The sequence below is a fragment of the Nocardia amamiensis genome, from assembly GCF_015477605.1.
Classification (GTDB): Bacteria; Actinomycetota; Actinomycetes; order Mycobacteriales; family Mycobacteriaceae; genus Nocardia; species Nocardia amamiensis_A.
The window spans coordinates 29,991-51,635 of sequence record NZ_JADLQX010000009.1; the positions used below are offsets into that span (position 1 = coordinate 29,991).

At 68.1% G+C, this 21,645-nt stretch carries 18 protein-coding genes and 1 tRNA gene; 9 read left to right on the forward strand and 10 right to left on the reverse strand.

The annotated features are described in order from the left end of the window. Positions 1 to 103: 103 nt before the first annotated feature. Positions 104 to 817 carry a L,D-transpeptidase family protein gene (locus tag IU459_RS14030; RefSeq protein WP_195129955.1) on the forward strand — a complete coding sequence of 238 codons (714 nt, stop codon included), beginning with the start codon at positions 104 to 106 and terminating at the stop codon, positions 815 to 817. A 90-nt stretch (positions 818 to 907) separates the two neighbouring features. On the opposite strand, the gene IU459_RS14035 is transcribed toward IU459_RS14030, so the two are convergent. After that, a complete protein-coding gene (locus IU459_RS14035; protein WP_195129956.1) occupies positions 908 to 1,594 on the reverse strand; it encodes a hypothetical protein in 687 nt (228 codons plus the stop codon). 285 nt (positions 1,595 to 1,879) lie between these two features. Next, positions 1,880 to 2,269 carry a hypothetical protein gene (locus tag IU459_RS14040; RefSeq protein ID WP_228837906.1) on the reverse strand — a complete coding sequence of 130 codons (390 nt, stop codon included), beginning with the start codon at positions 2,267 to 2,269 and terminating at the stop codon, positions 1,880 to 1,882. Positions 2,270 to 2,417: 148 nt separating this feature from the next. Here IU459_RS14040 and IU459_RS14045 point away from each other — a divergent pair, with 148 nt between their 5' ends. The 5 genes from IU459_RS14045 (at position 2,418) to IU459_RS14065 (ending at position 8,272) form a co-directional block, all read left to right on the forward strand. After that, positions 2,418 to 2,828 carry a nuclear transport factor 2 family protein gene (locus IU459_RS14045; RefSeq protein ID WP_195129957.1) on the forward strand — a complete coding sequence of 137 codons (411 nt, stop codon included), beginning with the start codon at positions 2,418 to 2,420 and terminating at the stop codon, positions 2,826 to 2,828. Positions 2,829 to 3,098: 270 nt separating this feature from the next. Then, positions 3,099 to 4,520 carry a metallophosphoesterase gene (locus IU459_RS14050; RefSeq protein WP_228837907.1) on the forward strand — a complete coding sequence of 474 codons (1,422 nt, stop codon included), beginning with the start codon at positions 3,099 to 3,101 and terminating at the stop codon, positions 4,518 to 4,520. A gap of 124 nt (positions 4,521 to 4,644) precedes the next feature. Further along, the gene (locus IU459_RS14055) at positions 4,645 to 5,667 is read left to right on the forward strand and encodes an iron ABC transporter substrate-binding protein (RefSeq protein ID WP_195129958.1); all 1,023 of its coding nucleotides are present in this window, start codon (positions 4,645 to 4,647) and stop codon (positions 5,665 to 5,667) included. A 2-nt stretch (positions 5,668 to 5,669) separates the two neighbouring features. Then, positions 5,670 to 7,223, forward strand: coding sequence for an ABC transporter permease (locus tag IU459_RS14060; RefSeq protein ID WP_195129959.1), 1,554 nt, complete (start codon positions 5,670 to 5,672; stop codon positions 7,221 to 7,223). Next, positions 7,220 to 8,272, forward strand: coding sequence for an ABC transporter ATP-binding protein (locus IU459_RS14065; RefSeq protein WP_195129960.1), 1,053 nt, complete (start codon positions 7,220 to 7,222; stop codon positions 8,270 to 8,272). The genes IU459_RS14060 and IU459_RS14065 overlap by 4 nt, the downstream gene beginning before the upstream one ends. Positions 8,273 to 8,370: 98 nt before the next feature. Here the strand turns inward: IU459_RS14065 and IU459_RS14070 are convergent. Continuing rightward, a tRNA-Cys gene (locus IU459_RS14070) sits at positions 8,371 to 8,445 on the reverse strand. Positions 8,446 to 8,558: 113 nt separating this feature from the next. Here IU459_RS14070 and IU459_RS14075 point away from each other — a divergent pair. Then, a complete protein-coding gene (locus IU459_RS14075; protein WP_195129961.1) occupies positions 8,559 to 9,110 on the forward strand; it encodes a MarR family winged helix-turn-helix transcriptional regulator in 552 nt (183 codons plus the stop codon). A gap of 126 nt (positions 9,111 to 9,236) precedes the next feature. Then, complete coding sequence (locus IU459_RS14080; RefSeq protein ID WP_195129962.1) at positions 9,237 to 10,283, forward strand: Hsp70 family protein; 1,047 nt, start codon at positions 9,237 to 9,239, stop codon at positions 10,281 to 10,283. 97 nt (positions 10,284 to 10,380) lie between these two features. Here the strand turns inward: IU459_RS14080 and IU459_RS14085 are convergent, their stop codons facing one another. The 7 genes from IU459_RS14085 to IU459_RS14115 all read right to left on the reverse strand — a co-directional run bounded on the left by IU459_RS14085 (position 10,381) and on the right by IU459_RS14115 (position 18,214). Beyond that, the gene (locus IU459_RS14085) at positions 10,381 to 11,079 is read right to left on the reverse strand and encodes a type 1 glutamine amidotransferase domain-containing protein (RefSeq protein ID WP_195129963.1); all 699 of its coding nucleotides are present in this window, start codon (positions 11,077 to 11,079) and stop codon (positions 10,381 to 10,383) included. A 345-nt stretch (positions 11,080 to 11,424) separates the two neighbouring features. Further along, positions 11,425 to 12,252, reverse strand: coding sequence for an enoyl-CoA hydratase (locus tag IU459_RS14090; protein WP_195129964.1), 828 nt, complete (start codon positions 12,250 to 12,252; stop codon positions 11,425 to 11,427). 2 nt (positions 12,253 to 12,254) lie between these two features. Next, a complete protein-coding gene (gene mmsB / locus IU459_RS14095) occupies positions 12,255 to 13,148 on the reverse strand; it encodes a 3-hydroxyisobutyrate dehydrogenase (protein WP_195129965.1) in 894 nt (297 codons plus the stop codon). After that, a complete protein-coding gene (locus tag IU459_RS14100) occupies positions 13,148 to 14,212 on the reverse strand; it encodes an enoyl-CoA hydratase/isomerase family protein (protein WP_195129966.1) in 1,065 nt (354 codons plus the stop codon). The genes mmsB and IU459_RS14100 overlap by 1 nt, the downstream gene beginning before the upstream one ends. 124 nt (positions 14,213 to 14,336) lie before the next feature. Then, positions 14,337 to 15,476: an acyl-CoA dehydrogenase family protein gene (locus IU459_RS14105; protein WP_195129967.1), complete on the reverse strand. Its 1,140-nt coding sequence runs from the start codon at positions 15,474 to 15,476 to the stop codon at positions 14,337 to 14,339. Positions 15,477 to 15,481: 5 nt separating this feature from the next. Then, on the reverse strand, positions 15,482 to 16,981 hold the full coding sequence (locus IU459_RS14110; protein ID WP_195129968.1) for a CoA-acylating methylmalonate-semialdehyde dehydrogenase: 1,500 nt from the start codon (positions 16,979 to 16,981) through the stop codon (positions 15,482 to 15,484). Positions 16,982 to 17,263: 282 nt separating this feature from the next. Beyond that, a complete protein-coding gene (locus IU459_RS14115; protein ID WP_195129969.1) occupies positions 17,264 to 18,214 on the reverse strand; it encodes a DUF2157 domain-containing protein in 951 nt (316 codons plus the stop codon). A 193-nt stretch (positions 18,215 to 18,407) separates the two neighbouring features. Here IU459_RS14115 and icmF point away from each other — a divergent pair, with 193 nt between their 5' ends. Continuing rightward, complete coding sequence (gene icmF / locus IU459_RS14120; protein ID WP_195129970.1) at positions 18,408 to 21,626, forward strand: fused isobutyryl-CoA mutase/GTPase IcmF; 3,219 nt, start codon at positions 18,408 to 18,410, stop codon at positions 21,624 to 21,626. Positions 21,627 to 21,645 lie beyond the last annotated feature (19 nt).

A 21,645-nucleotide genomic window follows, 5' to 3' on the forward strand; every position in this document is an offset into this window, starting at 1 on the left:
GGCGCCGCCCACTCTGCACCCGGGAGCAGGCGGCCCGTTCACAATTCGCCGGAACGGGCATACGTGCGCCCGACCTAGCCATCTCATAGGAGCGTGAACACCGTTGGGAGATAAATCAGCCCAGAACAGGCCGGCACGCAAGTGGACGGTGGTCGTCGCGACCGTCGTGGTAGTGGTCGCAGCACTCGGCATCGTGCTGTTGCGCGAGATCACCGGCGACCGGCCACCGTTCGACACGGACGCGATTCCGGGAACTCAGGTCGTCTGGGTGACGGCGCCTGCGGGCGCGAATCGTGGGACGCTGGAATTCTGGCAGCGCAACCGGCTTCGGCAGTGGAAACGCACGTTCGCGGTACCCGCCTGGGTCGGCACGGGAGGGATCTCCCGGGAGGCCAGGGAAGGCGCCGCGTTCACGCCGGAGGGAACTTTCGCGTTGACCGAAAGCTTCGGGCGGCTACCCGACGTGGGCGCCAAGCTTCCGTATCTGTCGCTGGACCAGTCGAACACCTGGTGGTGGGTGTCCGACACGGAGAGCCCGCTGTACAACCAGAAATATCAATGCGCCGAGGGCGAGTGCCCGTTCGACACCAGCCTGAGCGAGAACCTCGGACGAACCGAGCCGCAGTACAACTACGCGCTGGTCATCGACTACAACCGTTTCCCCGTCGTGCCGAAGCAGGGCTCGGCCTTCTTCGTCCACGTCGAGGCGGGCAGGCCGACCGCGGGTTGCGTCGCGGTCGGCGCCGATGTCATGCGGACGCTGCTGGCAGCCCTGGAACCGTCGAGGAAGCCGGTCATCGGCATGTACGCGACCTGAGACATCGAACGTGGGCGGATACGAGAGAAGGGCTCCCGGTAACCGGGAGCCCTTCATCGGAGTGGTCGGGTGTCGTCTACGGCTGGACGATCACGGCAGGGGTGCGGTCGGCTTGTCGGTGGCGCTCAGGACGCCGGCCGCGGAGAGGTAGGTGAACGCGGGCGCGGTCAGGCCCGGCTGGAGAAAGTAGAGGTGGGCTTTGGTGAGGGTGCCGTTTTCGGTGGCGTCGCACAGCGCGTTCAAGGCGGTGGGGTCGACGGTGCGAGCGGTCAGCTTGCCCGCCTCGTAGTCCATCTCCACCCATTTCGCATGGATCGCGGCGCTCATGACGCTGCCGGTGAAGCCTTCCCGGTCGGCGGCGGCGCTGAGACTCATCTCCAGACCATCGTCGAGATCGGTCGGCGTGTGCTGCCAGCGACCGAATTCCCACCAGCGCACGAAGGTGACCGGACCGTCGACGCCGCCGGGCAGATTCGTCGCCGGATCCACCGCGCGCACCCAGCCGGGCGCCGCGGCCAGCGGATCGTAGGCGGTCCCCGCGACCTCGTTGTCCTCGTCCCTGCCGAATAGGAGCGCACGCTCACCGGGATATCTGACCAGCGAGTACCAATTGCCCTCGCCGTCGTCGTTGATCAGCCGGCCACCTGCCACTCTGGCCGTCTGCCCGATCTCCTCTCCGCCCGCAGCCCGCTGGTCGGCATGGGTCGCGGAGGTGATCACGTCCAAGACGGTCACGCGCGCCCACAGCACCTCGGGATGCGGCAACTGAAATCCCATGCCGGGCAACGTATCACCGGCCCCCCACAGCGACAACCGGATCGGCTACCAGCCGGACAACCCACTCGTCCACCACCGCACGTGCCGGCAAACCCGCTCGCCAGGGGCGCTCACAGGGGGCTCGGAAGAGTTGCCAGCACAGGCAAACTGGTGGCTACGAGTTCGACACCACTCGCAAAGCCTTCCCGTACCAGAACTTTCACCGACCAGCTCAGTCACCGACAGCCTGGAGACATCCGCACAACTACCGCTCGTAAGCAACTGCCGAAGATGGGACGTGGGAGCCTAAAGACCCGGAGGGTCGGAGAGGCCAGGAGAGGCGGAGGGGCCGCGCCGCGGGCGCAGCGCATAGGCGGGGACCAGCTGGTCCCGCACATGCAGATCCGGGCGCCCGTCGGCGAACTGGATGCTGTAGTTCACGCGACCCATCCAGTCGCCGTCGACGGTGGGCAGCCAATGCGTGAGGGTTCCCGGGCGCTCGCCGCGCATGATCACACCCGCGCCGTTCACATGCCGCGGGGTACCGGGGTCGCGGACCAGGATCGCGTCCAGCCGGACCCAGACCGGCCGCGGCGGATAGGTCAGCGTCCGGTAGTAGTGGCCCGTCCGGTTCGGGTAGACCAGCTCCGGTTCCGTGCCCTCGGTTCGCGGCACGTCATCGCTTGTCGAACCCATGTTCGAATGGTAGCCGCGATTGCGTGGCAAGCACCAGGCAACCCACCCTCGAATCCGACGGCATGACGGCCGCCACAGATTCTGGCCTTCCCGCGAGCACGCTTTTAATATGATCGTTCTAGAACGAACATATTAGAAGGAGTCCGACATGTCAGCGAAGTTCGAGGTCGTCAAGGGTTTCTACGCCGCGACCCAGGTTGGCGACGGCCCGTCGATCCTGGCCCTGTTGCATCCGGAGTTCCTGGCGCAAACCGCGCCGGGCATGCCGTGCGGCGCGGGCGGCACCTTCCACGGCCCGCTCGAGGCGATGACCCGCATCTGGGGCGCGGTCGACCGGGAGTTCGACACCGCGCCGTACGACGAGACCTGGCACGAGACCACCGATGGCACCGTCGTGGTGACCGGTCACTATCGCGGCGCTGCCCGCGCCACCGGCCGCGAGTACGACGCCGAGTTCGTGCACCTGTGGCAGGTGGACGACGACGGCCGCATCACGCGGCTGCACCAGTACACCGACACCGCACGCTGGTATGGCGCGCTCGCGGAGTCCGACGCCTGATCAGGCCCATGCGGGTCCGTTCGGCACCGGCTTCCGTAAGCTCGCGAACGGTCCCGCCGGTCTGGTTTCCGATCTGCCGGGCACGTCGGTTGCCGTAACGTTCCCGGACATCGGGGCGGACCGGAGGTCGGCATGGCTTACCGGGCGGGCATCCGACGGATCGACCGCGCCGCGTTCGACACGATGACCAGCAGCCAGTGAGGACCGAGCACCTGAAGAGAGAAGCCGGCAAGTGGAAGGCCCGCTCCGCGGAGGGCACGCGCTGACCCGATGCACACACCGATGAGCTGCTGCGGGCCGACCCGCAGGACCGTACTCGGGGCGCTCGGCCTCGCCGCGCTGCTCCCCTTCGCCGGACAGGCGAAAAATGCTCGGGCGCAGCATAATCCACTCGTCGCCACGGATCTCGAAGTGGTCACGATCACCGACACCTCGGTCGTCCTCACCTGGACCACCCTCGCGCCCGACCCGGCCGGCCGATTGATCCCGGTGGACGCCGACACGCAGGTGCGCATCGGCCCCGCCGATTCCCCGCGTATACCGGCGCCGGTATACGCCGACGACCGGCCGACACCGTTCCACTATGCCGAGATCGACGGGCTCGAACCGGGCCGCGCCTACCGCTTCGAGGCATGGTCGGCGGGCCGTCGCGCGACTCCTGCCCTCTCGCTCACCACATCCGGTCCGGTGGCGCCGGAAGCACGCGGTGAGTTCACCACGCTGCTCCCGCCGCCCGGCCGCAGGCTACGCACGATCGCCCTGGCCAACGACGTGCACTACGGCGAGCAGGTCAGCGGTCTGATCGTCGGCGAACTGCCGCCGGGTTTCCGGCAGGACCCCGGCTCGGCGCCTTACCCCGAGGTGATGCTGGCCGCGATGCTGGACGACCTGCGCCGCCCCGACCGCGCAGCCGAGCGCCTGCTGGTCGCGGGCGACCTCACCGCCGAAGCCTCCGAGCACGAAGCCCGCGCGGTGCGCGCCCACCTCGACGCCTGGGGCTCGCTCGGCAAGGACTACCTGGCCGTGCGCGGCAATCACGACCGCCCGCACCGGGGTCCCGAATACGCCCGGTGCGCAGCCGCACCCGCGGGGCACCACGACTGCTGGGCCGAAGCCTTCTCCCCGCGCCAGCAGCTGATCGAAGACGAGATCGGCGGCCTGCGCGTGCTGGGATTGGACACCAGCGAACTGGACGGCGCGGGCGGGTCCATCGATCGCCCGCAATTCGATCTGCTCGCCGAGCGCTTGGGCGGGGACCCGGACCGGCCGACGCTCATGTTCGGCCACCACCCCGTCACCACGGAGTCCGGGCTGACCAACATCGCCGGGCCCGGCTTCGTGCTCAACGGACGCGACAGCGCCGAACTGCAAGCGCTCTACACCCGGTGCCCCGGCGTCTTCCTGCACCACAGCGGCCATACCCATCGCAACCGGCGAACCCGGCCGGACGCGCACTGCGCGGTGGAATTCCTGGAGGTCGCCGCGATCAAGGAGTATCCGGGCGGCTACAGCCTGCTGCGCCTCTACGAGGGCGGCTACATGGTCAACTTCTACAAGACCCGCACCGAGGGCGCGCGGCGCTGGAGCGCCCTCACCCGCGGCGAGTATTTCGGACTGCTGCCGGATTACGCGTTCGGCACCTGCGCCGATCGCAATCATGTTGTGCTGCGCGACTTCTCGGGGCTGACGTAACGAGCGGACGAATTCCCGGAATCCGCCGCGAGACCGAGACCGTTCGCGCACGTCGGAGGCGGTATCTTCCTTAGGTAAGCCTCAACATACGCACGGGGCACTGGACGCGCTCGGAAGGACGAGGATGAAGCCGGTCAGATGGAAGACGATTGCCGCTGGACTGGCCGTTGCGATGACGGCACTCGGCATGACGGCCTGCACGAATACCTCGGACGACGCGAACGAGATCACCGTCTACAACGCGCAGCACGAATCCCTCACCAAGGAATGGGCTGACGCGTTCACCAAGGAAACCGGCATCAAGGTGACGTTGCGGCAGGGTGGCGACACCGCGCTGGGCAATCAACTGGTAGCCGAGGGCGCGGCCTCGCCCGCCGACGTCTTCTTGACCGAGAATTCTCCCGCGATGGCGCTGGTGGAGAACGCGGGGCTGTTCGCCGACGTGGACCCCGAGACCGTGAAGCAGGTGCCCGCGCAGTTCCGTCCGTCCAGCGGCAAGTGGACCGGCATCGCGGCGCGCGCGACGGTGTTCGTCTACAACAAGAACAAAGTCCAGCCCGGACAGCTGCCCGCCTCGCTGCTCGATCTGGCGCAGCCGCAGTGGAAGGGCCGCTGGGGCGCGGGCGTGTCCGGCGCCGACTTCCAGGCCATCGTCGCGGGCCTGCTCGCGCTGAAGGGCGAGGACGCCACCCGCGCCTGGCTGAAGGGCATGAAAGAGAACGCGACGCCGTTCCCGAACAACGTGGCCACCATGAAGGCGGTCAATTCCGGCAGCCCCGACGGCGGCGTCATCTACCACTACTACTGGTACCGCGACCAGGCGAAAACCAAGGAGAGCAGCGGCGATACCGCGCTGCACTACTTCAAGAACCAAGACCCCGGCGCGTTCGTCAGCATCTCCGGCGGCGGCGTGCTGAAGTCGAGCAAGAAGCAGGAGGCGGCGCAGAAGTTCCTGGCGTTCATCACCGGTAAGGCCGGACAAGAGGTGCTGCGCGACGGCACGTCGCTGGAGTACCCGGTCGCCAGCGGCGTGGCCGCCAACCCGGCGCTGCCGCCGCTGGCCGAGTTGCAGGCCCCGGCGATCGATCCCTCGAAGCTCGACTCCAAGAAGGTCACCGCGCTGATGACCGAAGCGGGTCTGCTGTAGCCGTGGCACTGCGGACCGTTGTCGCCGCGCCCCGGGTCGGCAGGCCGGGGCCCCTCGTCACGGGCGTCGCGCTGCTACTGGTGGCGGCGACGTTCGTGCCGCTGGGGTACATCGTCTCGACGGTCTTCTCCACCGGTTCCGAGCAAGCGGCCGAGTTGGTGTTCCGGCCCAGAGTCGCTGAGCTGCTGCGCAATACGCTCGGGCTGGTGGTGTGCACCGTACCCGTCTGCGTGACGCTCGGCGTCGGGCTGGCCTGGGTGGTCGAGCGCACCGACGTTCCGGGGAAGTCCTGGTGGGGGCCGCTTTTCGCGGCGCCGCTCGCGGTGCCCGCATTCGTCAACAGCTATGCGTGGGTCAGCGTCTTCCCTGGCATGCACGGCTTGTGGGCAGGCGTGGTGATCTCGACGATGTCCTACTTCCCGCTGGTGTATCTGCCCGCCGCGGCCACGCTGCGACGCCTCGACCCAGCGGTGGAGGAGTCGGCGCGGGCGCTCGGCTCCGGGCCGGTGGCGGTGTTCGCCCGGATCGTGCTGCCACAGTTGCGGCTGGCAATCCTCGGCGGTGGGCTGCTCATCGCGCTGCACCTGCTCGCCGAATACGGCGCTTTCGTCATGGTCCGGTTCGACACGTTCACCACGGCCATCTTCGAGCAGTACCAGTCCAGTTTCGCCGGACCGGCGGGCAGCATGCTCGCGGGCGTGCTCGTGCTGTGCTGCCTGGCGCTGCTCGGGGCCGAGGCCGGGCTGCGCGGCGGGGCCCGCTACGCACGGATCGGCGGTGGGGCGCCGCGCGTCGCGGCCCGGATCCCTTTGGGCATCGGCGCGATACCGGTCCTAGGGGTGCTCGTCGCGGTGACCGCGGGCGCGCTCGGCGTGCCGCTGTGGACGATCGGGCGCTGGCTGAGCATCGGCGGCACGGCCGTGTGGGATGCCACCGAGATCGGCAACGCGCTGGGCCAGACGGTCGGCCTCGCGGCGTTCGCCGCGCTGCTCACCACGCTGTGCGCGTTTCCGGTCGCGTGGATCGCGGTGCGCTCCACCTCGGCCTTCGCGCGGCTGGTCGAAGGCGCGAACTACATCACGAGTTCGCTGCCCGGCATCGTGATCGCGCTGGCCATGGTGACCGTGACCATCCGGTGGGCGCCGCCGCTCTATCAGACGGTGTTCATGGTGATCGCGGCGTATGTCCTGCTGTTCCTGCCCAGGGCACTGGTCAGCGTGCGGGCCGGGCTCGCCCAGGTGCCGGTCGGCTTGGAGGAGGCGTCCCGCTCGCTGGGCAAATCGGGACCGGCCACCTTCTGCCTGGTCACCCTCCGGCTCACCGCGCCGGCCGCGGCCTCCGCGGCAGCGCTGGTGTTCGTGGCGGTGGCGACCGAGCTGACCGCGACACTGCTGCTCGCACCCAACGGAACTCGCACGCTGGCGATGCGGTTCTGGGCGCTCTCGGGCGAATTGGACTATGCGGCCGCCGCGCCGTACGCCCTGATCATGATCGCCGCCGCGGTGCCGGTGACGTATCTGCTGTTCACCCACTCTCGGAAGGCGGCTGGGATATGAGTCGCGTTGTCGTCGCGGACGTGTCCAAGACGTTCGGGCACACCCAGGTACTCGGCGGGGTCACCCTCGACGTGCCCGATCACACCGCCACCGCCGTGGTCGGCTCGTCCGGGTGCGGTAAGACCACGCTGCTGCGGGTCATCGCGGGATTCGAGTCGCCGGACGCCGGTTCGGTATCGATCGGTTCGGAAACCATTGTCGGCGACCGTGTCTCGGTGCCACCACAGCGGCGCAACATCGGCTACGTCGCGCAGGACGGCGCGCTGTTCCCGCACCTGACCGTGGGCCAGAACATCGCCTACGGGTTACCCGGCCTACGCCGCCGCAGCCGCGATCGGGTGCGGGAATTGCTGGAGATGGTGTCCCTGGACCCGTCCTATGCCGACCGGCGACCGCACCAGCTGTCCGGCGGCCAGCAGCAGCGCGTCGCCCTGGCCCGCGCGCTGGCCCGCAAGCCCTCCGTGATGCTGCTGGACGAGCCGTTCAGCGCACTGGACGCGGGCCTGCGCGCGACGACCAGGCAGGCGGTGGCCGACACCCTGCGCGCGGCCGGCATGACCAGCATTCTGGTGACCCACGACCAGGAGGAGGCGTTGAGCTTCGCCGAGCAGGTCGCGGTGATGCGCGAAGGACGCTTCACCCAGGTCGGCACGCCGGAGGAGGTCTACGGCACACCGAGGGACCTGTTCACCGCCCGCTTCCTCGGCGACTGCGTGCTGCTCGACGCGGTGGTCGAGGCCGACGTGGCGAAGTGCGCACTCGGCCGTATCCCGGTACAGCGCAACGCACCGGCCGGAGCAGTGACCATCATGATGCGACCGGAACAACTTGTCGCCCAGACGGTTCCCGAAGGCGAGCCGGACAGCGGCCGAATCCGCGCCGTCGAGTTCCGCGGCGCCGACGTCATCCTGACGATCGACCTGGAAGGCACCACCACCCCGGTGCGAGTCCGCCGAGTCAGCGTCGACGCCCCCGCCACCGGACAGCGAGTACGCCTCGAAGTACTCGGCTCAGCAGTGGCGTACAACGAGCCGAGCGCGGCCGCCTGACCCACCGCCCGGCACGCACGCGAGTGGCACACCATGGAGGGGTCTTCTCGCGTTCTGCCGCAGCCATGTGCCACTCACCGGTAAGCCTCGAGGGTATTTGGAGCGAGCGGCGGGAATCGAACCCGCGTAAACGGCTTTGCAGACCGTTGCCTGAACCACTCAGCCACGCCCGCCTCGTTGTAGATAGTGCCCGGGGCGGGCGGCGGGGACCAGTATTGCGCTCACCGTGATCCGAAGGCTGGTCGGATGTCCCCGGCTGCGGTCGGCCGCATGGAATGATCGAAATATGTCTCGGCCACGCCCGCTTCCGCTGGACCCGATCGAGGAGGCCCACCGTCAGTGGGTCGGCCACGGCTGGGGCGACGTCGCCGACGGCATGGCCGCGGTGACCTCGCTGGTGCGCGCCCAGCAAATCGTGATGGCACGGGTCGACGAAGCGCTGAAACCGACCGGTTTGACCTTCTCGCGCTACGAGCTGCTCATGCTGCTCAACTTCAGCAAGACCGGTGCGCTGCCGATGGCGAAGGCCAGCGCGCGCTTGCAGGTGCACCCCACCAGCGTGACCAACACCGTCGACCGACTGGAGGCGGCGAAACTCGTCGAGCGCGTGCCGCATCCCAGCGATCGGCGCGCCACGTTGATCGAAATCACCGATGCCGGAAGAGAATTGGTGGCGAAAGCGACGAAGGAACTCAACGAGAAGGTCTTCTCGCTCCCGGGGCTCCCGCCGGACCGGCTGCACACCCTGCTGCAACTGCTGGCCGAATTCCGCCACGCCGCGGGCGACTTCGACACCGGGGAGGGAACGGCGCGCTGGTCGGCCAACGCGGCGCGATGAGCGAAAGTACCGGTCGGTCGCATCCTCCTGGTGTCCCGATCGGAAAGTGACTACCGCGCATCCGAACGACGAATTGCCGGGCCCGTCATCTTGGCAGCGGCAGGGAAAGGGTTCACCATGTAAATCATGGTGCTGGTCTTGGGTGTATCGGCGGGCGCTGGAGGCGCACACGCGATGCTGACACACTCCGATCAGCCACATCTCCCCCCGATCGATCACTGCGAGGTGCCCCGGCGGGCGGGCGGCGGTGTCGAGGAGTCGGTCTTCGAGGCGATCCACCAGATGATGGGCGCCGCAGGCGCGCGTGACGAGCTGGTCTCCGGAACGGCCGTCACCTGCCGCTGTCCCCTGCATGCCGATGCCATCCGCGCCGGTGCGGGCGCGCGCAGGCTCACCATCGTCGAGGAACCGCTCGCCCAGCTGCGCTACCTGCGCTTCACCGGGCAACTTCCGGACAGCGGCTCGGTGATCCTGTACGACCTGGGCAGCTCCGGGCTGACCATCACCCACGCCGATTGCCGCACCGACACGATCCTGTCCAGCAGACGCAGCACGGTGCTCGGCGGCGACGGCTACGACGCCCTGCTGCGCTGGCGGCTGGCTCGCGACGGCGTGCTCACCGACAAGCCGACCAGCAGGCGTCATCGCGAGGAGTTGAGCGACGCCAGGGTCGTCACGGCGATCGATACCGACACCGGCGACCGAGCCGTGCTGACCCGCAGCGACCTGACCGAGCTCTTTTCCGCGGGCATCCACCACTCCGCGTCGTTCGTGCGCCAGCTCATCGATGAAACCGGCGTACGACCGGAGGCCATGGTGCTGCTCGGCGGCTGCACCCGCAGTCCCAGCATCCGGTCCGAGCTGGCCGAACTGGTCGACCTGCCGATCATCTACGACCCGGAACCGGACCTGGTCTCGGCACGCGGGGCTGTCCTGCTGGCCACCGACCGACGCGGCGGCGACCTCCGAATGCCCCGCGTCCGCGCCGGAGCCCCCTTGGTTCCCCCCACCGTGGACCGGCGCAAACTCATCGCCGCGGTTGCGGTCACAGTCGCCCTCGGCGCCACCATCGCCGGACTACTCGCCACCGGCAAAGGCTCCCCCCGGCCGGAAAGCGGCACCGAGCGCACACCAGCCGAAATCGTCGCGCCCACACCGATGTCCTCCGGGTAACCCACGGCGTATCCACGCCGATGCACACGCACGGCATCGAGTTCGGCCGCGCTTCGAGATTCGAGGTTGGCAGCTTTGGGGTCGAGATGGCGTTTCGTTACTCGCTCTCAGCCAAGGCAGCGAGAATCGAGTCGCTGACCACCTTGGTGGACACCGGGTTCTGGCCCGTGATCAGACGGCCGTCACGCACCGCATGCGGCGTCATCGGGATGGTGGAGCGCACATAGTTGGCTCCCTTGGCGCGCAATTCGTCCTCCAAGAGGAAAGGCACCCTGCTCTTCACGCCGGCAAGTCTTTCCTCGACCGTCGCGAAGCCTGTGACGGTACGGTTCTGGACGAGCGGATTCCCGTCGGCGTCACGGAGGTTGATGAGCGCGCAGGCGCCGTGACAGACCGAGGAGACGATGCCGCCCCCGGCGTAAATTGCTTGGGCTGTTCGCTGCAAATCGGCGTTGTCGGGAAAGTCCCACATGGTGCCGTGACCCCCCGTTAAGAAGATCGTGGAGTAGTCGTCCGGATCTACGTCGGCAATAGAAACGGTGGTTTTCAGGGCGTTCATGAAGGCCGGGTCGTCGAGATAACTGCGAACCGTCTTGTCGGCGAACAACCGGCCGAGGCTCCGGGGATCGAGTGGCACCTCGCCGCCCGCCGGGCTCACCACATCTACGGTGTAGCCGGCCTTCACCGCCTTGTCGTAGAAATGGACGAGTTCACCCAGCCACAAGCCGGTTCGGTGCTCGCTCTCCCCATAGGTGGGCTGATTGGTCACCACCGCCAGAATCTTTTTCTGTTTCACCTACGCCTCCTTTATCGGTCGATACGAATTCGGAGCCCGGTGCAGAACAAAGGCACGTCGGAAGCGAGGATGATCCCGTGTCCGACAGGCTGGGTCCACGCTACCGCCCCGCAAACCTCCACGCACGGCACGGTTGCGCGAACGCCCCCAGGCGGTGGGTCCGTGCGGGAAGCATCCGGCCGTCCTTCCCCGCACATGCCGTCTGCTCGCCGAAATCGGCTGCCTCAGGCAGCGACTCGCACTTGAATGGCGCGAGCGCCTGAGCGAGTGAACCAGCCGGGTCATCTGCAGGACCCCGCCCTTATCGCTACCGTCTCGCTCAGGCTATCGGCTCCGCAACCGCCGTCAGCGGTTGGTGAACTTCGCGGGGCGTTTCTCGACGAAGGCGGTCATGCCTTCCTTCTGGTCCTCGATCGCGAACAGCGAGTGGAAGACGCGGCGTTCGAAGCGCAGGCCCTCGGCGAGGGTTGTCTCGAAGGAGCGGTTCACCGCTTCCTTGGCGATCATCGTGACCGGCAGCGACATCGACGCGATGGTCTCGGCGACCTCGAGTGCGGTGTCGAGCAGCTCCGCGGCGGGCACGATCCGCGAGACCAGGCCGGCGCGCTCGGCTTCCTCGGCGTCCATATTGCGGCCGGTGAGCACCAGGTCCATCGCCTTCGCCTTGCCGATCGCGCGGGTCAGGCGCTGCGAGCCGCCGATGCCGGGGATGACGCCCAGCTTGATCTCCGGCTGCCCGAACTTGGCGGTGTCGGCCGCCAGCAGGATGTCGCAGATCATGGCCAGCTCACAGCCGCCGCCGAGGGCGTAGCCCGCGACCGCGGCGATCGTGGGCTTGCGGAACTGCGCCAGCCGGTCCCAGCGGGCGAAATAGTCGTTGAGGAACATGTCCATGTACGACTTGGGCTGCATCTCCTTGATATCGGCGCCCGCCGCGAAAGCCCGTTCCGACCCGGTGATCACGATGGCGCCGATCTCGTCGTCGTGCTCGAGCTCGTCGAGCGCGGCGATGACGTCGTCGAGGACCTGCGCGTTCAGTGCGTTCAGCGCCTTGGGACGGTTCAGCGTGATCCAGCCGACCCGGCCCTTGCGTTCCAGCAGAATCGTCTCGAAGTCGGGCCCGCCCGTCACCCGGCCGCCACCCCCCACGGAATCGCTTCGCGATGCTTTCATCTTCAGGCACCCTCTTGGTCAGAACGGCTACGGACATCGGTGACGATAGCGGAGAAGTCCCGCCCGGCATCCGTCTGGTTGAACCGGGTGTAGATCTCGGCGGCGAGTATTCCCAGCCGGCCGTCGACATTGTTCTCGCGCAACGCGTTCGCGGCCAGACCGAGGTCCTTCGTCATCAAAGCGGTGGCGAAACCGGGCTGGTAGTCATTGTTGGCGGGGCTGGTCGGCACCGGACCTGGCACCGGGCAGTAGTTGGTCAGCGCCCAGCTCTGACCGGAGGCGGTGGAGACCACGTCGAAGAACGACTGGTGGCTCAAGCCCAGCTTCTCGCCGAGCACCAACGACTCCGACAGGGCGATCATCGAGATGCCCAGCAGCATGTTGTTGCAGATCTTCGCCGCTTGGCCCACGCCGGAGCCGCCGCAGCGCACGACTTTGCCGCCCATCACCTCGAGCACGGGAAGCGCGGCGGCGAAGTCCTCGGCGGCGCCGCCGACCATGAAAGTCAGCGTCCCCGCCGCCGCACCGGCCACACCGCCGGAGACGGGAGCGTCCAGGGCGCGGTGTCCGGCGTCGGTGGCGCGTTCGGCCGCGGTTTTGGCGTCGGCCACGTCGATGGTGGAGCAGTCGATGAACAGCGTGCCGGGTGCGGCGACCGGAAGGAGTTCGGCGTACACGTCGAGGACGAGTTTGCCGTTCGGCAACATGGTGATCACGGTGTCGGCGGCGGCCGCCTCGGTAGCCGTGCCGACCACCGTCGCGCCGTCGCGCTCGGCCTGTTCCCGCGCCGCCGGCACCGGATCGAAGGCGAGCACCTCGTAACCCGCCCGCACCAGGTTGGCCGCCATCGGCGCGCCCATGTGGCCGAGGCCGAGGAAACCGATTCGCTTGCTCATCACGCCACCTCCGGGGCCACCAGGCCCAGCTCTTGTTCGCCCAATTCGGCGAAATATGCGTCCACCTGCGCCTTCGTGACCTCGTCGAGGGTCGCGGGCGACCACTTGGGGGTTCGGTCCTTGTCGATCACCTGGGCGCGGATGCCCTCGACCAGATCATGCGAGGACAGCGACGCGATCGAGACCCGGTACTCCTCGTTCAGCACCGCCTCCAGGTTCGGCGCGGTGCGCGCGCCACGGAGTGAGCGCAGTGTGACCTTCAGGGCGACCGGTGATTTCGCCAGAACCTCGGCGGCGGCCGCCCGCGCCTCGGGCGCTTCGTGCGCCGCCAAGCGCGCGACGATCTCCTCGACGGAGTCGGCGCTGTAGCAGGCGTCGATCCATTCCTGTCCGGCGACCACCGCGGATTCCGGCGCGTCCGTGGCGAACTTGGCGATCGCGATATCGGCGGTCTCCGAGCGCAGCGTCTCGAGCAGAGCGGGCAGGTCCGCCGAAGCGACGAAATAGTCGGCGAAGCCTGCCGCGATGGCGTCACCGGCGCTCATGCGCGCGGTGGTGAGCGCGACATGGGTGCCGATCTCGCCAGGGGTGCGCGCGAGCAGATAGGTGCCGCCGACATCGGGAACGAAGCCGATGCCCACTTCCGGCATGCCGATCTTGGACCGTTCGGTGACGATGCGGTGGCTGCCGTGCCCGGACAGGCCGACGCCGCCGCCCATCACGATGCCGTCCATCACCACCACGTACGGCTTCGGGTAGCGGCCGATCAGTGCGTTCAGGACGTACTCGTCGCGCCAGAATCGGCCGGTGGCCGAATCCGCGGTGTTCGCACCATTTTTCGCGTCGGCGTGGATGGCGACGATATCGCCGCCCGCGCACAGCCCCCGCTCACCCGCACCCGTGACGACAACGGTGCGCACCGCGTCGTCATCGGCCCAAGTGCGCAGTGCATCCGTAATGGCGAGGGCCATCGAATGATTCAGCGCGTTGATCGCCTTCGGCCGGTTCAGCGTGATCAGGCCCAGCCCGTCGCGCTGTTCGAGCAGTACTTCTGGTTCGGTCATGCCATGTCCTCTCGCGCATGAGCGGGGCCATGCGTGGTCACGCCGGGCTGCCGACTCCGGGCTGCGCCGAGCCGACGCACCGCTCCGTCATGCGCGGTGCGCGCGGTGTCGATCATTCGCTGGCTCATGCCGCTCCTACCACCGAGCGGGCGACGACCACCCGCATGATTTCGTTGGTGCCTTCCAGAATCTGGTGCACCCGCAGATCCCGGACGATCTTCTCTACGCCGTACTCGGCCAGGTACCCGTAGCCGCCGTGCAACTGCAGCGCTTTGTTCGCCACATCGAAACCGGCGTCTGTCGCGAACCGTTTCGCCATGGCGCACAGCTCGACCTTGTCCGGCGCATCGGCGTCCAGGGCCGCCGCGGCCCGCCACAGCAGGGTGCGCGCGGCCTCCAATTGGGTACGCATGTCCGCGAGTTCGAACTGCAGCGCCTGATTTTTCAACAGCGGTTTGCCGAACGCATGTCGCTCGGCGAGGTACGGCACCGTCTTGTCCAGCGCCGCCTGCGCGCCGCCGACCGAGCACGCGGCGATATTGAGCCTGCCGCCGTTGAGCCCGTTCATCGCGATGCGGAAGCCGTCGCCTTCCGCGCCGAGCCGGTTGGCCGCCGGAATCCTGGCGTCGGAGAAGATCACCTGACGAGTCGGCTGCGCGTTCCAGCCCATCTTCTTCTCGTTCGCGCCGAAGGAGACGCCGGGGGTGTCGGCGGGCACGATGAACGCCGAGATTCCACGCGCCCCGGCGTCGCCGGTCCGCGCCATGACAACGTAGACGTCGGTGGCGCCCGCCCCGGAGATGAACTGCTTGGCGCCGTTGAAGATGTAGTCGTCGCCGTCGCGAACGGCCTTGGTGGCCAACGCCGCCGCGTCCGAGCCGACGCCCGGTTCGGTCAGCGCGTAGCTGGCCAGCAGCTCCATCGTGGTCAGGCGAGGCAGCCAGCGGTTGCGCTGTTCCTCGTCGCCGTAGCGGTCGATCATCCACGTCGCCATGTTGTGGATGGAGATGTAGGCGGCGATGGCCGGGCAGCCGGTGGCCAGCTGCTCGAAGATACGCACGGCATCCAGCCTGCGCAGGCCCGAACCGCCCACGTCCTCGCGGACGTAGATGCCGCCGAGCCCGAGCGGGCCCGCCTTGCGCAGCACGTCGACCGGGAAATGCTTCTGCTCGTCCCATTCCAGCGCGTTCGGGGCGAGGAATTCGTCGGCGAAGCCGCGCGCGGTGTCGCGGATCGCCTTTTCGTCGTCGTTCAAGTCGAACATCGGCGTCAGTCCATGGTCGGGATGACGAACGCGTTGCTCTCCTTCAGGCCGGAGGGCCAGCGCTGCGTCACCGTCTTGGTCTTGGTGTAGAAGCGGATCGAATCCGGGCCGTGCTGGTTCAGATCGCCGAAGCCGGAACGCTTCCAGCCGCCGAAGGTGTAGTACGCGATCGGCACCGGGATCGGGACGTTGATGCCGACCATGCCGACCTGCACCCGCGCGGCGAAGTCGCGGGCGGTGTCGCCGTCGCGGGTGAAGATCGCGACGCCGTTGCCGTACTCGTGCTCGTTGGCCAGGCGCAACCCTTCTTCGTAGTCCTTGGCGCGGACCACGCTGAGTACCGGGCCGAAAATCTCCTCCCGGTAGATCCGCATGTCGGCGGTGACCTTGTCGAACAGCGTGGCGCCGACGAAGTAACCGTCCTCGGCGCCGTCCACCACCAGTCCGCGGCCGTCCACCACCAGCTCGGCACCCTCATCGATGCCGAGCTGGACGTAGTCGTTCACGCGGTTCACCCCGTCCTGGCCGACCAGCGGGCCGAAGTCGGCGCCGGGGTCGTCGGAGCGGCCGACGTTGAGCTTGTGCACCCGCTCGGTCAGCTTCGCCACCAGGCGGTCGGCGGTCTCCTCGCCGACCGGAACGGCCACCGAGATGGCCATGCAGCGTTCGCCCGCGGAACCGTAGCCCGCGCCGATCAGCTGGTCGGCTACGTCGTCGAGGTCGGCGTCCGGCATGACGATCGCGTGGTTCTTCGCGCCGCCGAAGCACTGGGCACGCTTGCCGTTCGCCGTCGCGGTCTCGTAGATGTACTGCGCGATCGGGGTGGAGCCGACGAAGCCGACGGCCTTGATCCGCGGGTCGTGCAGCAGCGTGTCGACCGCTTCCTTGTCCCCGTTGACCACGTTGAACACACCGGCGGGCAGACCGGCCTCGAGGAACAGTTCGGCCAGGCGCAGCGGCACCGAGGGGTCGCGCTCGGAGGGCTTGAGCACGAACGCGTTGCCGGTGGCCAGCGCGGGACCGGCCTTCCACAGCGGGATCATGGCAGGGAAGTTGAACGGGGTGATGCCCGCGACCACGCCGAGCGGCTGGCGCATCGAATAGACGTCGATGCCGGTGCCCGCGCTTTCGGTGTACTCACCTTTGAGCAGGTGCGGGATGCCGGTGGCGAATTCGATGACCTCCAGTCCGCGCTGGATGTCGCCCTTGGCGTCGGCGATGGTCTTGCCGTGCTCGGAGGACAACAGGGCGGCCAGCGAGTCCATCTCGTCCTGCACCAGGGTGAGGAACTTCATCAGCACGCGCGCCCGCTTCTGCGGATTGAACGCGGCCCACTCCCGTTGCGCCGCCTCGGCGTTCGCGATGGCCGCCTCGACTTCGGGCTTGCTCGCCAACGGCACCCGGGCCTGCACCTGCCCGAGGTTGGGGTCGAAGACGTCGCCGAAGTTGCCGGACGCGCCCGGCACATGCTGCCCGCCGATGAAGTGGGTGAGTTCGCGAACCATGCCAGTTCCTGTTCTTCTAGCCAGTCGGGACACCGCGACGCGGTATGTGGTCACCCTATAGTTGGATGTCCAAGTATCGACAGACCGTCCAAGCCGATGTGATTCATCCCACGCCTATGCAGTGGGCCACCCGAGTCCACTCCGGTGAGCATGTCCGACAGGTGGCAGTCGGTGGCGCACCGCACCCAGCCCGGCCTACTCACCGCACCGGCATACCCGGCGAGTGGCACATGACTGCGGCGAAACGCGAGCATGGCTCTCCGTGATGTGCCACTCGCGGAGCTAGCCGGGCTTCTTTTGGGATCGCGTGAGCTGGAATGCGCCGAAGGCGAGGGTGATGGCGCCGATCGCCACGACCACGGCGGCCGCGCCGAGTGCGTCGTCGGTCCATTCGGCGACGGCCTCGCCGGCGGCGAGCGCCACGGACACGGCACCGCCGATGAGGAGCACCGCCGACCGCTGGGTCGCGTACAGGGCGAAGCAGACCAGCGCAACCAGCGCCGTGAGCGCATAAGCCCAGGTCCGGCCGTTGACGTCGATGCTCTGGGCGGCTGCGACGGAGGTGACGATCGCGATGAGATATCCGACCTGGGTTTCGAACAGGGCGCCGATTCTGGTCAGCGCGAACCACGCGCCACCGAGCAGCAGTACCGCCACGCCGGCCCACACTTCGTCGAGGTCGAACACCTCGGTGAGCATCCCCGCGACGGCCGCGGGCACGAAGCAGGCGCAGGCGAGCATGCCGAGCACCGACGGCAGCGCGAGGTAACCGAGCACCGCGACCACCGCTCCCGCCAGGCACGCGAAAACCCATGCGGCGTCGAAGCTCCGGCCCTCGAACGCGGTGCCGACGGCCCCGGCGAGCGCGACGGAAGCGAGTGCGAACAACGCCGCCGCGAGCCTGGCGCGGGCGCCGTGCGCCCTCCGGCGGGTGAACAACGCACCGGCGAGCAGGACTCCGCCGAACAGCAGCCCGGCCGCCACGACAGCGAGCACCCCCACCCGGACCGGCCGCCCCAGGTCCTCCCAGGACGAAGCCATCACCAGGAAGATCCCGCCGAACACCAGACCGGCACCGAGGTACGCGGCGATCTCGGCGAGCACCTTCCCGCGCGCCGCCGCGGCCTGCTCGACAGCGAGCGCCGCGAGTACGGCATCGGCCTGCTCGCGGGAAAGCACGCCGTCGGCGACCAGCCGCCCTACCGCCGCCCCGGCCCTGTCGTCGCGCACCATGCGCCCAGTATGTCCGAGTCGGCAGGCCGGGCAACACAAATCACTCCTGGGCAGCCCCCGCCCCGCACCTCGGGTGGCGTCGACCTGGACAACCGCATTCGCGACCGGAGCATCTGGCGATGTGATCACTGTCACCGTAAGATTAGTTTGACGTCCTAGTATCGGGCGCCAATGGACTCGCCGGAGGAATCCCGTGGCCGACCGCAGCGCGCTCTACACGCCCATCCATCCCGTTCGCTTCGTCACCTCCGCGGCCCTCTTCGACGGACACGACGCGGCGATCAACATCATGCGCCGGATCCTGCAGAGCCAGGGCGCGGAGGTGATCCACCTCGGGCACAATCGCGCGGTCAGCGAGGTGGTGGACGCGGTGCTCACCGAGGACGCGCAGGGCGTCGCGGTCAGCTCCTATCAGGGCGGCCATGTCGAGTACTTCGAATATCTGGCGGACGCTCTGCGGAAGGCAGGGGCCGAGCATGTCCGGATCTTCGGCGGCGGCGGAGGCGTCATCGTCGCCGACGAGATCGCACGGCTGGCCGAATCCGGCGTCACCATCTTCTCCCCCGAGGACGGGCAGCGACTCGGCCTGCCGGGGATGATCAATCAGTTGATCCGGGACTGCGACATCGACTTGGCGGCCGAACCGCCCGCACTGGACGCGGTGCTCGCCGGCGAGCGTTCCGCCCTGGCCCGCGCCATCACCTGTCTGCAAGGGAACACGCTGCCGGAGACCGACCGGCAGAAACTGACCGAAGCCGCCGCGGCGCGCCGCGTGCCGGTGCTGGGCATCACCGGGACCGGCGGCTCCGGAAAGTCCTCGCTCACCGACGAACTGGTGCGCCGACTGCGTTCGGATCAACAGGACAAGCTGCGGGTCGCGATCCTCGCGGTGGACCCCACCCGGCGGCGCGGCGGCGGCGCGCTGCTCGGCGACCGCATCCGGATGAACGCGCTGGACACCGAGCACGTCTTCTTCCGCTCGCTGGCCACCCGCGGCGGACGGGAACTGCCGGACAACATCGATCTGATCGTGACCGCCTGCAAGGCCGCCGGGTACGACCTGGTCATCGTGGAGACGCCGGGCATCGGCCAGGGCGACGCGGCGGTGACCGAGCACGTGGACGTCTCGCTGTACGTGATGACGCCCGAGTTCGGCGCCGCCTCCCAGCTGGAGAAGATCGACATGCTCGATTTCGCGGACGTGGTGGCGATCAACAAGTTCGAACGCCGTGGTGCGGCGGACGCGTTACGCGACGTGGCCCGGCAGCTGATCCGCAATCGGGAGGAGTTCCAGGCGGCGCCGGAGGACATGCCGGTCTTCGGCACGAGCGCCGCGACCTTCAACGACGACGGCGTGACGGCGCTCTACCAGCACCTGACCGGGTTGCTCGGCGACCACGGCCTACCGCTGGAGCCGGGCACGCTACCGAAGGTGGACACCCGCGTCTCCACGCGCTTCGCACAGCTCATCCCGCCCGCACGGGTGCGCTATCTGGCCGAGATCGCCGAGACCGTGCGCGCGTACCACGCCGAGACCGCCGCCCAAGTCGTCGCGGCGCAACGCCTGCAACGCCTCGAGCAGGTGGCGGCCGAACTGCCCGACGACAACGCCGTCGCCGAACTGGCCGAACGCGCACGCGCCGACCTCACCCCGGCCAATGCCGCACTCTTGGCCGAATGGCCCGGGCTGGCCGAGTCCTATCAGGGAGCCGAGCAAGTCGTGCGGGTACGCGACCGCGAGATTCACACCCCGTTGCGCCGAGAAACGCTGTCCGGCAATTCGATTCCGCGCGTCGCTCTTCCCCGCTACACCGATCACGGTGAGCTGCTGCGCTTCCTGCGCGCCGAACACCTACCGGGCCGATTCCCCTTCACGGCGGGGGTATTCGCGTTCAAACGCGACACCGAGGACCCGGCCCGGATGTTCGCGGGCGAGGGGGACGCCTTCCGCACCAACCGCAGGTTCAAGGTACTGAGCGAGCACTCCGACGCCAAACGGCTGTCCACGGCGTTCGATTCGGTGACGCTCTATGGTCACGATCCCGCCGAGCGCCCCGACATCTACGGCAAGGTCGGCACGTCCGGGGTCTCGATCGCCTCGCTCGACGACATGGAGGTCCTCTACGACGGCTTCGATCTGACCGCGCCGACCACGTCGGTGTCGATGACCATCAACGGACCGGCGCCGACGATCCTGGCGTACTTCCTCAACGCGGCGATCGACCAGGCGCTGGATCGGTTCGCGACCGAACAGGGACGGCAGCCGACCGACGCCGAGGCGGCCGACATCCGCGCCCGCGCGCTGGCCACCGTGCGCGGCACGGTGCAGGCCGACATTCTCAAGGAAGACCAGGGTCAGAACACCTGCATCTTCTCCACCGAGTTCAGCCTGCGCATGATGGCCGACATCCAGGAATGGTTCGTACGCAACGGTGTCCGCAACTTCTACTCGGTGTCCATCTCCGGCTACCACATCGCCGAGGCGGGCGCGAACCCGATCAGCCAGCTGGCTTTCACCCTGGCCAACGGGTTCACGTATGTGGAGGCGTATCTCGCGCGCGGCATGCACATCGACGACTTCGCGCCCAACCTGTCGTTCTTCTTCTCCAACGGAATGGACCCGGAGTACTCGGTCATCGGCCGGGTGGCCCGGCGCATCTGGGCCGTCGCCATGCGGGATCGCTACGGCGCCAACGAACGATCGCAGAAGCTCAAGTACCACATTCAGACCTCCGGCCGGTCCTTGCACGCGCAGGAGATGAACTTCAACGACATCCGCACCACCCTGCAGGCGCTGATCGCGATCTACGACAACTGCAACAGCCTGCACACCAACGCCTACGACGAGGCGGTGACCACCCCGACCGAGGAATCCGTGCGCCGCGCGCTGGCCATCCAGCTCATCATCAATCGGGAGTGGGGCGTCGCGATGAACGAGAATCCGCTGCAGGGCAGCTTTCTCGTCGACGAGCTCACCGACCTGGTCGAGGAGGCCGTGCTGGTCGAGTTCGACCGGATCAGCGAACGCGGCGGCGTGCTCGGCGCGATGGAGACCGGCTACCAGCGCGGCAAGATCCAGGACGAATCGATGCGCTATGAGCAGCGCAAACACGACGGTTCGCTACCGATCATCGGCGTGAACACCTTCCGCAACTCACACGGCGAACCGCACCGGGTGCTGGAGCTGGCGCGCGGCACCGAGGCGGAGAAGCAGTCGCAGCTGCGGCGGGTCCGCGAGTTCCAGCAGCGCCACCGCGACGACGCGCACGCCGCGCTGGCCCGGCTGGAGGCGGTGGCCCGCACCGACGACAACATCTTCGAGGTGTTGATGGACGCCGCCCGCGTGTGCACGCTGCAACAGATCACCGACACCTTCTTCCGCGTCGGCGGGCAATACCGCCGCAACGTGTGAGGTGCGGAAGGCGCTGAGC

Bases quoted from the DNA above. Each gene is read 5' to 3' on its own strand.
- IU459_RS14050 (WP_228837907.1), top strand. From the start codon at position 3,099: ATGCACACACCGATGAGCTGCTGCGGGCCGACCCGCAGGACCGTACTC.
- IU459_RS14045 (WP_195129957.1), top strand. From the start codon at position 2,418: ATGTCAGCGAAGTTCGAGGTCGTCAAGGGTTTCTACGCCGCGACCCAG.
- IU459_RS14080 (WP_195129962.1), top strand. From the start codon at position 9,237: ATGGTGCTGGTCTTGGGTGTATCGGCGGGCGCTGGAGGCGCACACGCG.
- IU459_RS14110 (WP_195129968.1), bottom strand. From the start codon at position 16,981: ATGGTTCGCGAACTCACCCACTTCATCGGCGGGCAGCATGTGCCGGGC.
- IU459_RS14115 (WP_195129969.1), bottom strand. From the start codon at position 18,214: ATGGTGCGCGACGACAGGGCCGGGGCGGCGGTAGGGCGGCTGGTCGCC.
- IU459_RS14065 (WP_195129960.1), top strand. From the start codon at position 7,220: ATGAGTCGCGTTGTCGTCGCGGACGTGTCCAAGACGTTCGGGCACACC.
- IU459_RS14055 (WP_195129958.1), top strand. From the start codon at position 4,645: ATGAAGCCGGTCAGATGGAAGACGATTGCCGCTGGACTGGCCGTTGCG.
- IU459_RS14105 (WP_195129967.1), bottom strand. From the start codon at position 15,476: ATGTTCGACTTGAACGACGACGAAAAGGCGATCCGCGACACCGCGCGC.
- IU459_RS14075 (WP_195129961.1), top strand. From the start codon at position 8,559: ATGTCTCGGCCACGCCCGCTTCCGCTGGACCCGATCGAGGAGGCCCAC.
- IU459_RS14040 (WP_228837906.1), bottom strand. From the start codon at position 2,269: ATGGGTTCGACAAGCGATGACGTGCCGCGAACCGAGGGCACGGAACCG.
- mmsB (WP_195129965.1), bottom strand. From the start codon at position 13,148: ATGAGCAAGCGAATCGGTTTCCTCGGCCTCGGCCACATGGGCGCGCCG.
- IU459_RS14035 (WP_195129956.1), bottom strand. From the start codon at position 1,594: ATGGGATTTCAGTTGCCGCATCCCGAGGTGCTGTGGGCGCGCGTGACC.
- IU459_RS14090 (WP_195129964.1), bottom strand. From the start codon at position 12,252: ATGAAAGCATCGCGAAGCGATTCCGTGGGGGGTGGCGGCCGGGTGACG.
- IU459_RS14100 (WP_195129966.1), bottom strand. From the start codon at position 14,212: ATGACCGAACCAGAAGTACTGCTCGAACAGCGCGACGGGCTGGGCCTG.